This window comes from Billgrantia sp. Q4P2 (genome assembly GCF_052806135.1).
Genome location: NZ_JBRBAI010000014.1, coordinates 63,750 through 78,928 on the forward strand (window position 1 = coordinate 63,750; position 15,179 = coordinate 78,928).

13 protein-coding genes are annotated in these 15,179 nt (G+C 64.4%); 5 read left to right on the forward strand and 8 right to left on the reverse strand.

Annotation, left to right across the window (positions count from 1 at the left end):
- Window positions 1-56 precede the first annotated feature (56 nt).
- From ACUY1T_RS19515 to ACUY1T_RS19525, 3 genes are all read left to right on the forward strand, one after another.
- The gene (locus ACUY1T_RS19515; RefSeq protein WP_446025227.1) at window positions 57-1,679 is read left to right on the forward strand and encodes an SLC13 family permease; all 1,623 of its coding nucleotides are present in this window, start codon (window positions 57-59) and stop codon (window positions 1,677-1,679) included.
- 194 nt (window positions 1,680-1,873) lie between these two features.
- Window positions 1,874-3,283 carry an adenosylhomocysteinase gene (gene ahcY / locus ACUY1T_RS19520; protein ID WP_446025228.1) on the forward strand — a complete coding sequence of 470 codons (1,410 nt, stop codon included), beginning with the start codon at window positions 1,874-1,876 and terminating at the stop codon, window positions 3,281-3,283.
- A gap of 179 nt (window positions 3,284-3,462) precedes the next feature.
- Window positions 3,463-3,795, forward strand: coding sequence for a four-helix bundle copper-binding protein (locus tag ACUY1T_RS19525; RefSeq protein ID WP_446025229.1), 333 nt, complete (start codon window positions 3,463-3,465; stop codon window positions 3,793-3,795).
- A 12-nt stretch (window positions 3,796-3,807) separates the two neighbouring features.
- On the opposite strand, the gene ACUY1T_RS19530 is transcribed toward ACUY1T_RS19525, so the two are convergent.
- The 3 genes from ACUY1T_RS19530 to ACUY1T_RS19540 all read right to left on the reverse strand — a co-directional run bounded on the left by ACUY1T_RS19530 (window position 3,808) and on the right by ACUY1T_RS19540 (window position 5,648).
- Window positions 3,808-4,272: a hypothetical protein gene (locus tag ACUY1T_RS19530; protein WP_446025230.1), complete on the reverse strand. Its 465-nt coding sequence runs from the start codon at window positions 4,270-4,272 to the stop codon at window positions 3,808-3,810.
- Window positions 4,273-4,281: 9 nt separating this feature from the next.
- Window positions 4,282-4,632, reverse strand: a complete 351-nt coding sequence (locus ACUY1T_RS19535) for a DUF6152 family protein (protein ID WP_446025231.1) — start codon at window positions 4,630-4,632, stop codon at window positions 4,282-4,284.
- 86 nt (window positions 4,633-4,718) lie between these two features.
- On the reverse strand, window positions 4,719-5,648 hold the full coding sequence (locus ACUY1T_RS19540) for an AEC family transporter (protein ID WP_446025232.1): 930 nt from the start codon (window positions 5,646-5,648) through the stop codon (window positions 4,719-4,721).
- 318 nt (window positions 5,649-5,966) lie between these two features.
- On the opposite strand from ACUY1T_RS19540, the gene metF reads away from it, so the two are divergent.
- Together metF and sodC are read left to right on the forward strand one after the other, a co-directional pair.
- Window positions 5,967-6,803: a methylenetetrahydrofolate reductase [NAD(P)H] gene (gene metF / locus ACUY1T_RS19545; protein ID WP_446025233.1), complete on the forward strand. Its 837-nt coding sequence runs from the start codon at window positions 5,967-5,969 to the stop codon at window positions 6,801-6,803.
- Window positions 6,804-6,882: 79 nt separating this feature from the next.
- On the forward strand, window positions 6,883-7,419 hold the full coding sequence (sodC, locus tag ACUY1T_RS19550; protein WP_434233059.1) for a superoxide dismutase [Cu-Zn] SodC: 537 nt from the start codon (window positions 6,883-6,885) through the stop codon (window positions 7,417-7,419).
- 83 nt (window positions 7,420-7,502) lie between these two features.
- Here sodC and ACUY1T_RS19555 read toward each other — a convergent pair whose 3' ends face one another.
- The 5 genes from ACUY1T_RS19555 to prlC all read right to left on the reverse strand — a co-directional run bounded on the left by ACUY1T_RS19555 (window position 7,503) and on the right by prlC (window position 15,129).
- Entirely contained in the window at window positions 7,503-9,698 is a 2,196-nt protein-coding gene (locus ACUY1T_RS19555) for a TRAP transporter permease (RefSeq protein ID WP_446025235.1), read from the reverse strand.
- Between the two features lie 87 nt (window positions 9,699-9,785).
- Window positions 9,786-10,772 carry a TAXI family TRAP transporter solute-binding subunit gene (locus ACUY1T_RS19560; protein ID WP_446025236.1) on the reverse strand — a complete coding sequence of 329 codons (987 nt, stop codon included), beginning with the start codon at window positions 10,770-10,772 and terminating at the stop codon, window positions 9,786-9,788.
- A gap of 256 nt (window positions 10,773-11,028) precedes the next feature.
- Window positions 11,029-12,756, reverse strand: a complete 1,728-nt coding sequence (locus tag ACUY1T_RS19565) for a Na/Pi cotransporter family protein (protein WP_446025237.1) — start codon at window positions 12,754-12,756, stop codon at window positions 11,029-11,031.
- A 2-nt stretch (window positions 12,757-12,758) separates the two neighbouring features.
- Window positions 12,759-13,004: a YheV family putative zinc ribbon protein gene (locus ACUY1T_RS19570; protein ID WP_446025238.1), complete on the reverse strand. Its 246-nt coding sequence runs from the start codon at window positions 13,002-13,004 to the stop codon at window positions 12,759-12,761.
- 73 nt (window positions 13,005-13,077) lie between these two features.
- Window positions 13,078-15,129, reverse strand: coding sequence for an oligopeptidase A (prlC, locus tag ACUY1T_RS19575; protein WP_446025239.1), 2,052 nt, complete (start codon window positions 15,127-15,129; stop codon window positions 13,078-13,080).
- Between the last annotated feature and the right edge of the window lie 50 nt (window positions 15,130-15,179).

Consider the following 15,179-nt stretch of genomic DNA (forward strand, 5'->3'; position numbering starts at 1 on the left):
GTCACCCTGGAATGCCTGAACATGCCTGAATGCAAACAAGGAAGGAGGGCATCACAATGGCCGAGCAACCTCGCCAGCAAGGGGAATACGAAGACTTTTCCGGGGAGCAAGCGCCCGGTGGGCGATCCGCGAAAATGACATGGGGCCTGCGCGCCTTCGGGTTGGTCATGGCGCTGCTGGTATGGCTCGCCATGGGCCAGGCCGAAGGGCTGTCGTCGGACGCGCGCTGGGTCGCGACGATCGCCACCCTGATGGCGGTCTGGTGGATGACCGAGGCGATCCCGCTCTCGGCCACATCCCTGTTGCCGATCGTGCTGATCCCGATGGTGACGGAGCGAACCGTGGGCCAGGCCACGGCGCCCTACGCCAGTCCCATCGTCTTTCTATTCCTCGGCGGCTTCCTGATCGCCATCGCCATGGAGAAATGGAACCTCCACCGCCGCATTGCGCTGCTGACGCTGGCACGGGTGGGTGTCGAGCCGAAGCGCATCGTGCTCGGCATGATGCTCGCCACGGGCTTCCTGTCGATGTGGGTCTCCAACACCGCGACGACGCTGATGATGCTGCCGATCGGGCTCTCCGTGCTGGCCCTGGTCGCAGAGCGTAGCGGCGAGTCACTGAAGACGGCCACGCCCGGGCACGATCCCGCAGGCCACGAACATGACCACCACCGACCCGGTCATGTGGACTTCATCTTCGACGACAACATCAAGCGGTTCGGCCTCTGCCTGCTCCTGGCGATCGCCTGGTCGGCGAGCATGGGCGGCCTCGGCACCCTGCTCGGCAGCCCGCCGAACGCCATCGTCGCCGGCTATGCCGCCGACGAACTGGGGCGCAACATCGGCTTTCTCGAGTGGATGATGCTCGGCGTGCCGCTGGCCTTCACCTTCATCCTGGTGGGCTGGGTGCTGATGACCCGGGTGCTCTACCCGTTCAAGGTCGAGGAGATCCCTGGCGGAAAAGAGATGATCGATGGGGAGATCCAGAAGCTCGGCACCGTCAGTCAGGGTGAGAAGATGGTGCTGTTGGTGTTCCTCTCGGCGGCGTTCCTGTGGGTCGTACCCGGCGTACTCGGCAACATCCCGGGCATAGGCCAGTGGCTGGGGCCGCTGGGCAATCTCGATGACACTGCCATCGCCGTCGCCGCCGGCATCGCGATGTTCATCCTGCCCGGGAGAGGCCGCAGCGAGATGGTGCTGACCTGGCAGGATGCCGAGGACGGGCTGCCCTGGGGCGTACTGCTGCTGTTCGGTGGCGGCCTGAGCCTCGCCGGCGCCGTCGCCGCGTCCGGCCTCGACAGCTGGTTCGGCCAGCAGGTCACGGGCCTCGGCATGCTGCCGATCATCCTGTTGGTCGCCGCCGTGGCCACGATCATCCTGTTCCTGACCGAGGTGACCAGCAATACGGCGACCGCCGCGACCTTCATCCCCGTGCTCGGGGGCGTTGCGCTCGGTATCGGCGCCGACCCGATGACGCTGCTGATCCCGGCGGCCTTCGCCGCGACCTGCGCCTTCATGCTGCCGGTCGGCACGCCGCCGAACGCCATCGTCTTCGGTACCGGCGCGGTCACCATCGCCCAGATGGCGCGTGGTGGGGTGGTACTCAACCTGATCGGGATCGTGCTGATCACCGCCTTCTGCTACATGCTCGGCGGCTTTGCGCTGGGGCTGCAGTTTTGATCCCCGGCGGTGGGCGGTGCCGCGACGGGCGCTAGCCGGCTTTGGCCCAGCGGATCGCCGACCCTCACCGTTCAGTGCATCAGGTGCTGCTCGAAGGAGTAGATAACTGAGAGGAGTGTCGAGCGTTGATTGTCGGTGCCTGCATTCCCTGCCTATAGTGAGGGTCACCGTTTTCTGCTCGAGAGAGGTGACGCATGAACCAGCCCGCCGTTTCCGCCGCGACCGCGCAGGACTTCAAGGTCGCCGATATCAGCCTGGCCGATTGGGGGCGACGCGAGATTCGCATTGCCGAGACCGAGATGCCGGCGCTGATGAAGATTCGCGCCAAGTATCGTGATGAGCAGCCGCTGGCGGGTGCCCGCATCGCCGGCTGCATTCATATGACCATCCAGACGGCGGTGCTGATCGAGACCCTGATCGACCTTGGCGCCTCGGTGCGCTGGTCGTCGTGCAACATTTTCTCGACCCAGGATCACGCCGCCGCCGCCATCGCTGCCGCGGGCATTCCGGTATTTGCCTGGAAGGGCGAGACGGAAGAGGAATTCTGGTGGTGCATCGAGCAGACGGTGGCAGGCCCCGACGGCTGGACGCCCAACATGGTACTCGACGATGGCGGCGACCTCACCGCGCTGCTGCACGACAAGCGCCCGGAGCTGCTTGATGCCATCCACGGCATCTCCGAGGAGACCACCACCGGCGTGCATCGCCTGCAGGAGATGCTGCGTGACCGGACCCTCAGGGTACCGGCGATCAACGTCAACGACGCCGTGACCAAGTCGAAGAACGACAACAAGTATGGCTGTCGCCACTCGCTCAACGACGCCATCAAGCGGGGGCTCGACCACCTGCTGGCGGGCAAGCAGGCGCTGGTGATGGGTTACGGCGACGTGGGCAAGGGCTCGGCGGCCTCGCTGCGCCAGGAAGGCATGATCGTCAAGGTCGCCGAGATCGATCCCATCTGTGCCATGCAGGCATGCATGGATGGCTATGAGGTAGTTTCGCCCTATGTCGATGGTCTCAATCGCGGTAGGGAGAGCGTCGACCGTACGCTGCTTGCGCGCATCGACCTGGTGGTGACCTGCACCGGCAACATCGAGGCCTGCGACGCCGCCATGCTCGAGGCGCTCAAGCCTGGTGCGGTGGTGTGCAACATCGGCCACTTCGACAACGAGATCGATACCGCCTACATGCGCCGTCACTGGCACTGGGAGGAGGTCAAGCCGCAGGTGCACAAGGTCTACCGAGACAGCACGCCGGGCCACTTCGACCCTGCCAGCAGCGATTACCTGCTGTTGCTCTCCGAGGGCCGCCTGGTCAATCTGGGCAACGCTACCGGGCACCCATCGCGGGTGATGGACGGCTCCTTCGCCAATCAGGTGCTGGCACAGATCCACCTCTACCAGCAGCGCTTCGCCGACCTGCCTCCGGCCGAGAAGGAGGGAGGGCTGGCCGTCACCGTACTGCCGCGCCATCTCGATGAGGAGGTGGCCCGCTATATGGTCGAGGGCTTCGGTGGAGTGCTCACGCGCATGACCGAACAGCAGGCGAAGTATACAGGCGTGCCCGTCGAGGGACCCTACAAGCCGGACGCTTATCGCTATTGATAAGCTTTCGCAGTGAAGGCCGGACGCCGCCTGCGGGCGGCGTTCTTGCGACTGGTGTGTGACGTTATGTAGGACCGCTTGTGGGAGAGGGGCGCCTTGGCTAGCTTTTCTATACTCGAAGGTGTCTTAGTCAGGGTGGCTTCTTCGAGTCCCGTGAACCGACCATAGGAGTGAGCGAGATGGATTTTGGTCACTACAAGTCGTGTCTCGAAGCCTGCCATGTCTGCGCGGCGTATTGCGACCGCTGCGCCACTTCCTGCCTGCAGGAAGACGACGTCAAGATGATGGCGGAGTGCATCCGCCTGGACAAGCAGTGCGCACAGATCTGCCGTCTGGCGGCTTCCTTCATGGCCCAGAGCAGCGAATATGCCAATCAGCTGTGTCGCCTGTGTGCCGACATCTGCAAGGCCTGTGGCGACGAATGTGCCAAGCACGAGGCCGAGCATTGCCAGCAGTGCGCCAAGGCGTGCCATCGCTGTGCCGAGGAGTGCACCGCCATGGCGTCGCACTGAGTCTTGCCCATCTCATCCGTCAACGAAGGCAAGAAAGCGCCCTGCGATCAGCACTGCAGGCCACAGTAGCAGCGAGAGACTTCCTGCCAGCCGCAAGCGCCGGGGCGTGGCGCCCGCCAGCCCCGGCCCCAGGTTGAGCAGCAGGGCATTGGCGATGCCAAGCACGATCAGCGTCAGCTTGAACAGAAACAGCGGCATGGCTGCGTAGCCGCTGGGGTCGGCGAGAAACAGCCCTCCCCCGGTGGTCATGGCCAGCAGTAGCCCACCCACCGCCACCGGTTGCAGCAGTCGGCCCAGCTCATGCGGCGGCAGTTGCTTGCGCCAGCCCAGCAGGCGCAGGTCGAGGGCTACGATGGAACCGATCAGTAGAGCGATGCCGAGTACGTGCAGGGCATTGATCGCGGCATAACCCCAGCGCGAGAGGCGCACCCATTCGGCCAAGGCCGTCTCGGCAAGCCAGCTCAGCAGTGCTTCCACGATGTTCGGTCAGATCCGGCCGGGATAGAGCACGTAGTGCTCGTCGTCGATCCACAGCTGCTCGGCCTTCAGCAATCGCTCGCCGGCATGTTCGCCGGAGACGCGCAGCTCCACGCCCTCGGCCAGGTCGCCCTCGGCCAGCCCGGCGCGCTCGTTGCGCCATGGTTGGCCCACCTCCACCGTCCACGTCTCGCCCTCCACGTCCAACTGGACTTCCCCGTGAGGGTTGCCCAGGCGGACCTGGGTGATGGTGCCTTCGATCTCGATAGTCTCGCCACCGACCCAGCCATGGTGAGCCTGGGCGGGCGCGAGGAACAGCAGCATGACGATGGTCAGCAGCCATTTTGCCTGACGATGCATGGTCGTCTCCTTGCGATGTGCCTTACTTCAGGCTAGCCCCGCGGGCATTGGCTGCAAGGGCAATCGCTGCGTCGGGCCGCTCCTTCCTATAACCCGGCCAGTGGCATGAGCCATTTCAGGTAGAGCGGAATCAGCAGCGGGGCGGCCAGGGTGGTTACCAGCACCGCCAGGGCGCCCTTTTCCGGCTTGATGCCGAGCTCCATGGCGACGACCACTACGTTGGCCGCCATCGGCACCACGCCGAGCAGCAGCAGCGCCAGGGCCAGTTCCTCAGGCAGGGGCAGCAACGCCTGCAGTAGCAGCACGACGGCAAGCATCAGCCAGGGCCACAGCACGTAGCGTATTGCCACGCAGCTGGCCATGAAGCGCAGGTCGATTTCGCGAATCGCGACCCGGCCCAGGGTCATGCCGATGATCATCATGCCGAGCAGGGTGTAGGTGGCCGGGAATACCGCCAGGCTTTCCATCAGCGCCTCGGGCAGCGTCAAGCCGAGCCCGCTCACCAGCAGCGCCGCGAGAAAAGCGTAGATCAGCGGTAGCCTGGCGATCTTGGCCAGGCTCTCGCGCACCGAGAAGCGGCCGCGTGCGCTGAGGTAGAAACCCACCGTGAACTCGTAGAGCGTCACGCCGAGAATACAGAAAAGATAAAGGGTTACCCCTTCGGGCGGTAGCAGGATCATGGCGATCGGCAGGCCGAAGTAGCCGGTGTTGCCGGTACCGGAGGAGAAAGCCAGCACGGCGCTTTCCTGGGGCGACAGGAAGCGCTGCGCCAAGGGATTGACGATGGCGGCCACGAGGCTTGCCAGCAGGAAGAGGGCCAGGGTCAGCAGCAGATACTGAGGCGTTGGCCCGCCCAGCAGCAGTCCGCGAAAGAAGGTCAGCGGCGCGATGAGGTAGATCAGCAGGGTGGCAATGGGACGCGGGTCGATCGCCAGCCGCCGCGCGGCGAGCCAGCCCAGGCCGACGAAGGCCAGCAGCGTCCAGAGAGGGCCCAGCAGTGCGCCAGGGTCGATCATCGCTCGCCACTCCATTGCCGAAAGCCGATATGATGCCTGTCGGCAGGGCAGCTGTCAGCTGGTGTGATCGACCACGCCGCCAGCTCGACTCGGCCTGCTCGGCGCCATCGTGATCGTCAGCAAAACGGTTCTAAGCGATAGATGCCATATGACTGAAGTTCATACAGCAACGTGAAACTTTTCATTGGTCAGGCGCCAGGCGGGGCGGCAGAATGCATGAATTCGCGAAGCCAATCGCAAGTTTATCTACCAGGACTGCCGCCCGAGGGCGACAGGGGAGCCGCTCGAACAGGCGCCTGCAACAGAGAGAGTTTCCTAATGAATAAGTCGTACCCGCTTGGCATCAGTTTCGAGTTCTTTCCCCCCAACACTGAAGCGGGGCGTGAGAAACTGATGGGGGTACGTGACGCGCTGGCAGAGCGCAAGCCGCGCTTCTTCTCGGTCACCTACGGTGCCGGTGGCTCGACCCAAGGACGTACCCTGACGACCGTGAGGACCGTTCGCGAGGCCGGTATCACCACGGCACCGCATCTCTCCTGCATCGGCAGCGAGAAGGCCCAATTGCGCGACCTGCTGGCTCAGTACCGCGAAGAGGGTATCGACAGCCTCGTTGCCCTGCGTGGCGACCTGCCTTCTGGCATGGGCGGTATCGGCGAGCTGCGCTACGCCAACGAGCTGGTGGAATTCATCCGTGAGGAAACCGGCGACCACTTCGAGATCGCCGTGGCGGCCTATCCCGAAACTCATCCCCAGGCACCGAGCTTCGAGCGCGACCTGGAGAACTTTGCGCGCAAGGTGAAGGCGGGAGCCAACCTGGCCATTACGCAATACTTCTTCAGCGCCGATGCCTACTTTCACTTCGTCGAGCGTGCCCGTGCATTGGGTGTCGAGGCTCCCATCGTGCCCGGTATCATGCCGATCACCAACTACACCAAGCTGGCTCGTTTCTCGGACGCCTGCGGCGCCGAGATCCCGCGCTGGATTCGCAAGCAGCTCGAGGCCTACGGCGACGACAGCGACGCCATCGCCAAGTTCGGCACCGAGGTAGTGTCGCGGCTATGCCAGCGCCTGCTGGACGATGGGGCACCCGGGTTGCACTTCTATACTCTCAACCAGGCCGGTCCCTGCCTGCGGATTCTCGACAACCTGAGCTGACACCGCCTTGGCGCCCAGGCGCATCTCCAGCTAGCCTGTTTCCTGCATGTCCATGGAATCAGGAACAGGAGGACGCTAGATGCGCCATGCCAACCTTTCGGGAGTCGCCTTTGCCTCCCTGCTGCTCGCTGTCGGTGCCGCCCAGGCCCAGGAAAGCCACGAAGTGGAGATGAACTGGGTGAGCACCGATGGCATCGAGGACTCCATCGGTACCATTACTCTCGAGGATACCGATCACGGGCTGCTGCTCACCCCCGATCTGCGCGAGATGCCGCCCGGCGTGTACGGTTTCCACGTGCACGAGAATCCCAGCTGCGAGCCGGGAGAGAACGAGGACGGTGAGATGACTGCTGCTGGTGAGGCGGGCGGTCATTACGATCCGGAGGAAACTGGCACCCATCAGGGCCCTTATGGTGATGGGCACTTGGGTGACCTGCCGGTACTGATCGTCAACGAGGACGGCGAGGCGACCCTGCCGGTACTGGCGCCGCGCCTGAGCCTCGAGGACGTTCAGGGGCGCAGCCTGATGGTTCACGAAGGTGGCGACACCTACGCTGACGAGCCCGAACTGGGTGGCGGTGGCGATCGCATGGCCTGCGGCGTCAGCGAATCGTGAACGGTTCTGAGCGCCAGGCCCCATCCTGAAGCGCTAGGGCCCCGCCAAATGGCGGGGCCCTTCTCGTGATGGCGCCTGCATCGTCAGCTCGAGGCGATGGGCTTGGCACCTCCACCATGTATGCCACGCTGGAACATGAACAGCGCACCGCCGATGGCGAGCCCGGCGATATCGGTGTAGATGCCGCCATAGATCATGCATAGCGCACCTATCAGCATCACCACTCTCATCCACGCCTTCACCGGGCCGAAGAACCATGCCTGTACGGTGGCCGCCAGCAGCACGATACCCAAGGTGGCGGTCACGCCGACGCGCAGGATCTGCAGCCAGGTGCCTTCCATCAGCATGGCAGGGCTGTAGAAGAACATGAAGGGAACGATGAAGGCCGCAAGACCGATCTTGAACGAGGTCACCGAAGTGGCCATGGCATTGTCGCCGGAAATGCCTGCCGCGGCATAGGAGGCCAGTGCCACCGGCGGTGTGATGGCCGACACGACCGCGAAGTAGAACACGAAGAAGTGCGCCACCAGCGGCTGGATACCGATGTTGATCAGCCCCGGTGCCACTACCGAGGCGGCTACCGCATAGGCCGCCGTGGTGGGCATACCCATCCCCAGGAGGATGCTGATGCACATGGCAAAGAACAGGGCGAGAAGCTGGCTGAAACCGGCCAGGCCGAGCAGCAGCGACGAGAAACGCGCACCCACGCCCGTCAGCGAGATCACCCCGACGATGATGCCGGCACAGGCGCACACGGCGATGATCTGGATCGACATGGTGCCGGCCAGCTGCAGTGCCTTGAGAATGGCAGCCGGGCCCATCTTGTTGGGTGATATCCAGCTCACTACGGCTGCCGAGGCGGTGGCCAGGGTGCCGGCACGGATCACCGAGTAGCCCATGAAGAGAGCCGCGACCAGAATGATGATCGGCGCGAACAGGTAGACCTGCTTGGCTAGGCGACGAAACTGAGGGATCTCGTCCTTGCGCATGCCACGCATGCCCTTGCGGGCCGCTTCGAAGTCCACCATGAAGTAGACGGAAGCGAAATAGAGAACGGCTGGAATGATGGCGGCCACCGCAATCTCGGTATACGGAATGCCGGTGATCTCGGCCATGATGAAGGCCCCGGCACCCATGATCGGCGGCATGATCTGTCCACCGGTGGAGGCGGCGGCTTCGATCGCGCCGGCGCTGCGCCCGGGATAGCCGACCTTCTTCATCAGCGGGATGGTCAGAGAGCCGGTGGAGACCACGTTGCCGGCACTGGTGCCGTTGATCATGCCCATCAGGCCCGAGGCGAAGATCGACACTTTGGCCGGGCCGCCACGTGAACGGCCAGCGGCGGCGAAGGCGAAGTTGACGAAATAGTCACCGACTTTGGAGGCTTGCAGAAAGGCGGCAAAGATGATGAAGAGAATGATATAGGTTGACGATACCGCGGTGGTTGGGCCGAGGATGCCCGTGTCGGTATAGACCTGGCTGAAGAAGCGGTTGAACGACAGCCCCGGGAAGCCGAGGAAACCCGGTAGATAGGGGCCGGCCCACACATAAGCGAGAAAAATGGCCGAGATGACCACCAGCGCCAGACCGGCCACGCGGCGGGTCAGCTCGAGGATCAGCAATGAGCCTGCGAGTGCTGCCCAGGAGATGCCGATCGGGGCGAAGGCGGTACCGGTCGCGGCGCGCAGCGGCGTGTTGAACATCACCAACAGGTAGCCGGCACTGGCCAGGGCACAGACCATCAGCACCAGATCGGCCGGCGAGAGCTTCTCGCGCACCTGGCGATAGAGCCAGGAGAACAGGATGCCGCCTACCGTGGCGAAGAGCAGCGGATAACCGTAGTGCCAGGTTTCCACCTGCGGATCGATGCGCATGGCACCGCCGCTGATCGCCTGGTTCATCAGGAATACCTGTACCAGCGAGTAGGCGGCGGGAATCAGCAGCGCATAGCTGGCCCAGGCAAGCCAGGCGGGCGAGCGTTCGGTGCCGGATTCGCCGGCGAAGCGGCAGCCGGAATAGAACGCATAGCCAAGAATGAGGGCACCGGCGATATGCACGATGCGAAACGACCAGGTTTCCATCGGGTAGACGTTGAGCGAGATCAGATGGAAGCTGGAGTAGGCGATGGCCATGGCGCCAAGCAGCAGCCATTGCCAGCCGCTGAAGAGCCGCCGGTTGGACTCGACGACATCCTCGTCGACGCCCTGGGCAATGGCCTCGGGTGCCTTGTCGACGGCCTCCTCGGACGCCCCGGGACGGGTATCGGGAGAGTTGTTCATGGGGGGACTACCCTCGGGTGTTAAGCAGCAATGTCGGGACAGGCCCCGCACCGGGACTCCGGTGCGGGGGAAGGCGCGAGGCGAGGCTTACTTGATCAGGTCCGCGTCGATCTCGTAACCGTTCTCTTCGAACCAGCGCGCGGCACCCGGGTGGAACGGCAGCACGTTGTTGTGCACTACGTTCTCCGGAATGGTGGTCTCGGCGCTGCGGTGAACGTTGCGCATCTTGTCGTTGTTTTCCATGGTGATCCGGGTCACTTCATAGACGAAGTCTTCCGGCAGGTCGCAACGAGCGATGGCGAAGTTCCACATGGAGACGGCGCGGGCATCTTCTTCCAGCGTGGTATAGGTGCTGGCCGGGATCCAGTATTCGGCGACCGGGAAGGTCTCGAGCACGGTTTCCAGCTCTTCTTCGGTGAACTCGATGATGTTGACGTCGGTTTGCACCTCGAGCTGGCTGACGGCCGGGATCGGGATACCGGCGGCGAAGGCGATGACGTCGAGCAGGCCGTCCTGGAGCTGACCGCCGAGATCGGACCAGCCGCCGTTGCGGCGTTCGAAGTTCACGCCCAGGGTCTCGAGGATAGCCGGGAAGTAGGTGTCCGAGGTGGAAGCCGCAGGGCCGAAGCCGATGCGTGCGCCGTCGGGGATCTCGGAAATGCTGGAGATGCCGGAGCTGGACAGGGCAGCAATGGAGAACGGGGTCTCGTACATGGGGAACATGGCACAGACGTTGTCCATCGGCACGCCCGGAGCCAGGGGGCTTTCGCCTTTGACGGCGTCGGCTGCGGGACCCATGGTAGTCAGGCCGAAGGCGATGTCGCCGCTGTGCACCAGCGCCAGGTTCTGGGTCGGACCGCCCGTGACTTCGCCGCCACCGGAAATGTCACCCAACTCATCGGCAATCAGGTTGGCCCAGCCGGAGCCGTAGACGAAGTAGGTACCGCCCTGGCTGGCTGTACCAACGGTGAAGCTCGACGGCCAGTCGCTGCGATCGGCATGAGCGGTGGAAGCAGCGACCAGCAGGGCGCCGGCCAAGCTACCGGTGAGCGCGAGAGTAGTGACGTTGCGCATGGCGTTTCTCCGTTGCAATTTGTGGTTATGGCGTCAGCGCGTTCACGCCACGGCAAGGCGGGCTTGCGGGACATGGCGCTGAAGCGAAGACTAGCTCTCAGTAAGAGCAAATTCCATGCTTTGATTATTCTTTGGCATGTAAAACAATGACTTACTTTGTCTATGTTAGACAAAAGTCGAGTGTTGAAGCCCTGGCTAGGGCTGGGAGTCCGCACAGCTGGTACTCGATGTGTGCGAAAAACCGCACAAGCTGAACTCAGGAGCGTGCCGGCGTTGGCTCGGCCAGCGCGGCAGCCAGCCGGCTGGCCTGGTGCAGGTCGTTCATCAGCGATGAGGCAAGCCAGGGGTCGAGGTGGTGTTCGCGCAGTCGCTTGGCCAACTCGTTTTGCCAATGCCCACGGATCTCTTCGATGGGGGCCGTGATCGCCAGGCCCTCTTCACCCTCAGCTAGCCGGTTGAGACCGATCGCCACGGCAAGGCGCAGGTCGTCATGGGCTTCGCGCAGCGGGCTCACTGGCGCCGCATGACGCAGGAAGCTTCGTTGCAGTACTTCACCGAAGCGCACCGCTTCCACCATGCGCAGCGAGCGAGCCTGCAAGGCCTCCAACTGGTGCTGCTGGGCCTCGGTCAACGGCACGTCGATGCGAGCCTGAAAAGCGAGAATCTCCGCCAGCAGTGGCTTGATGCGATCGTGATAGCGTGCATTGACCAGCGGCCAGGCATCAGGCTCGATGCGTGCCTCTACGGTGCTGCGTTGCGGTGGATGGCCGATGACCTCGGCGCTTGGCAACAGGATAGCCGTACACAGCAAGTGGTAGGCGCGGCGCTCTAGGCGTCGGCACTCCTGCTCCATGGCGCTTACGGCGGTGTCGGCGTGGTTCAGGGCGGCACTGTCGAGATGGCGAGCTTGGGTGAGTGGCAGTCGCGCAGGCTCGGGGAAGTGGCGTTCGAGCAGGTCGGCCAAGCGTGAGATCCACGGCAGCATCAGCCCGATGCCCAGCAGGTTGAACATGGTATGGAACAGGGCCAGCTTGAGCGGCCAGGCCGTTTCTGCCAGCCCCACCAGCTCGGCGACTATGTCCACCAGCGAGGCCAGTGGCACCAGCAATATCAGCGCAACCGCGGCGGTGACCAGGTTGAAGATGACATGGGCGCCGGCCAGGCGCCGCGCGGCGATTCCCGCTGACAGGGCACCCAGCACAGCGGTTACCGTGGTGCCGATATTGGCACCGATGGCGATGGCCAGCGCCGGCAGGTAGGACAGTTGGCCCGAGGCCAGGGCGGTCAGGGTGAGCAGCAGCGTGGCATGGCTCGATTGCATCACCACGGTGGCGACGACGCCGACCAGCACGAACAGCGGCCAATGCCACGATCGGTCGCCGGCCAGCCCGTCAAGGCGGATGCCGTCCTGCCAGGCCTCGAAGCCAAGCTTCATGAAATCGATGCCGAGGAACAGCAGGCCGATGCCCAGCAGCAATCCTGCGATACCGGCCAGGGAGCCGCTTAGTCGGTAGCGGCCGAGCAGGCCGAGGGCGAGCAGCGGCATGGCGTAATGGGCCAGCTCGAAGCGCAGACCAAACGAGGCGATCAACCAGGCGCCGGTGGTCGTGCCCAGGTTGGCGCCAAACAGCAGGGCGATGGCGCCAGGCAGGGCGACCAGGCCGGCACTGACGAAGGACATCGCCAGCAGCGTGATGAGCGAACTGGACTGGACCAGCGCGGTAGCCAAGGCGCCGACGCCGATGGCTCGCCCAGGGTGGCTCGTGGCGGTGTGCAGCCAGCGATCGAGGGTGCCCCCGGAGAGTCGCTTGATGGCATCTTCCAGCAGGGTCATGCCCCACAGGAACAGGCCCAGGCCGGCAGCGAGGGTGGCAAGATCGGGGCGAGACAGCAACAGCGCCGCTACCGCCGCCAGGCCGAGCAGCTCCAGGCGCTGCCGCCTGCCTTGGCGGTGCCCGGCGCAGGGTGCTGCGCTGGCTGCCACCGTCAATGGCCCCGGGGGTCGAGGATCCTCACGGTCTGGATGGCATTGCGCTGCTGCTCTTCGCGCTCACGGTTGACGCGCGTCTCAAGCTCGGCCGCCGCTTCGTCCTCGATCGGTGCCTGCTCGAAGAAATCGCAGCTGACGCAGTCGCGGTAGCGCACGCCGTTCTGCTCCCACGCACGGATTCGATCCATCTCGGCACAGCGGGGGCAAATTGCCCCGGCGATGAAGCGTTTCTGAACGGCCATGGAGCCTCCGTAGGATGGCCGCCGGTGGCCCCGGCGGCGGTGTGGCTAACGATACCTTGCCCCGTTCGCGATGTCAGGCAGCACGGATACCGCTGTGGCGTAGTAGTGGCTCGACGCTGGGCTCGCGGCCACGGAAGGCCTGGAACAGCTCTGCGGCATCGCGAGCACCGCCCTGCTCGAGGATCTCGCTGCGGAAACGACGTCCGGTCTCGGAGTCGAATATGCCGGCCTCCTCGAAGGCGCTCCAGGCGTCGGCGGAGAGCACCTCGGCCCACTTGTAGCTGTAGTAGCCCGCCGCATAGCCGCCGGCGAAGATATGGCTGAAGCCGTTCTGGAAACGGTTGAAGTCGGCCTTCGGCACGACCGACACGGCATCGCGCACCTGATCGAGTAGGAGCTGCACCTCGGCCGCCGTGGGCGCGCTGAGTTCATGATGCAGGCGCAGGTCGAACAGCGAAAACTCCAGTTGGCGTACCAGGCCCATGGCCGACTGGAAGTTCTTGGCGGCTTGCAGCCGCTCCAGCAGTTCGGCGGGCAGCGCCTCGCCGTTATCGACGTGCCCTGCGATCAGGGCGAGGCCCTCGCGCTCCCAGCAGTAGTTCTCCATGAACTGGCTGGGCAGTTCCACCGCGTCCCAGGCCACGCCGTTGATGCCGGATACCTCGGCCACGGTCTGCCGGGTCAGCATGTGGTGCAGGCCATGGCCGAACTCGTGGAACAGGGTGGTGACCTCGTCGTGAGTCAGCAGTGCCGGCTTGTCGCCCACCGGGCGGGTGAAATTGCAGGTGAGGTAGGCCACAGGCAACTGCAGGCTGCCATCCTCGTGGCAGCGACGCACCCGGCACTCGTCCATCCAGGCGCCGCCGCGCTTGCCTTCGCGGGCATAGAGGTCGAGATAGAAGCCGGCAATGGGCTCGCCGTGCTCGAGGATGCGGAAGTAGCGGACCTCGGGATGATAGCGGGGCGCCTGGGCGTCCTCCTCGAAGCTGACGCCATAGAGTCGCTCGACCACCTGGAACAGGCCGTCTACCACCCGCGGGGCGGGGAAGTAGGGGCGTAGCTGCTCCTGGGAGATGGCGTGGCGTGCCTCTCGCAGCTTTTCGCTGGTATAGCCGACATCCCAGGGCGCCAGGTCGGGAAGGCCTAGCGTCTCGCGAGCATAGGTCTCGAGTTCGGCGAACTCCTCCCGGGCCTGAGGCACCGCGCGGCGGGCGAGATCCTCGAGGAAATCCAGCACCTGGCGCGGCGACTCGGCCATCTTGGTGGTCAGCGACAGATCGGCATAGCTGGCGAAGCCCAGCAACTCGGCCAACTCTCGGCGCAGGGCCAGGGTCTCCTCGATGATCGGGGCATTGTCGTATTGGCCGGCATTGGGACCCTGGTCCGAAGCGCGGGTGACGAAGGCGGTATAGACCTCGCGGCGCAGCTCGCGATCGTCGGCGAAGGTCAGCACCGGATAGAAGCTGGGGAAGTCGAGAGTGATGCGATATCCCTTCACGCCCTTGGCCTCGGCGTTGGCGGCCAGTGTCGCCAGGGCGCTCTCCGGCAGACCGGCCAACTTGGCCACGTCGTCGATGTCCTTGTGCCACGCCTGGGTGGCATCGAGCAGCTGGTTGGAAAAGGTGTTGGAGAGCTCCGACAGGCGTGCCTTGATCTGGCCATAGCGCTTCTTCTGTTCAGCCGGCAGGTCGACGCCGGCAAGGCGGAAGTCACGCAACGTATTGTCGACGCTGCGGCGCTGGGCTTCATCCAGCTCGGCCCAGGCCGGCCCCTCCTTGAGCGCCTGCCAGGCACGAAACAGCCCTTCGTGCTGGCCCAGCCAGGTGCTGTAGTCGGAAAGCTTGCCCAGGCAGGCTTGGTAGGCCTTACGCAGAGCCGGTGAATTCATGGTGCCGTTGAGATGCGAGACCGGCGACCAGGCGCGGGATAGCCGGTCATTGAGCGCCTCGAGCGGAGCGGCCAGGCTCTCCCAGGTCGGTGTCTCCTGCCGTGCGCGTTCGACCAGGGCCTCGGTGCCAGTACGATTGTCGGCGAGCAGTTTCTTGATCGCCGGTACCACGTGCTCCGGCTTGATCTCGGCAAAGGGGGGCAGCTCATGGGGCTCAAGCAGCGGATTGTGGGACATGCGCACCTCGGGTTGCAGCGGCGGGAAAGCGAATAGCTGTTAGATGCGGT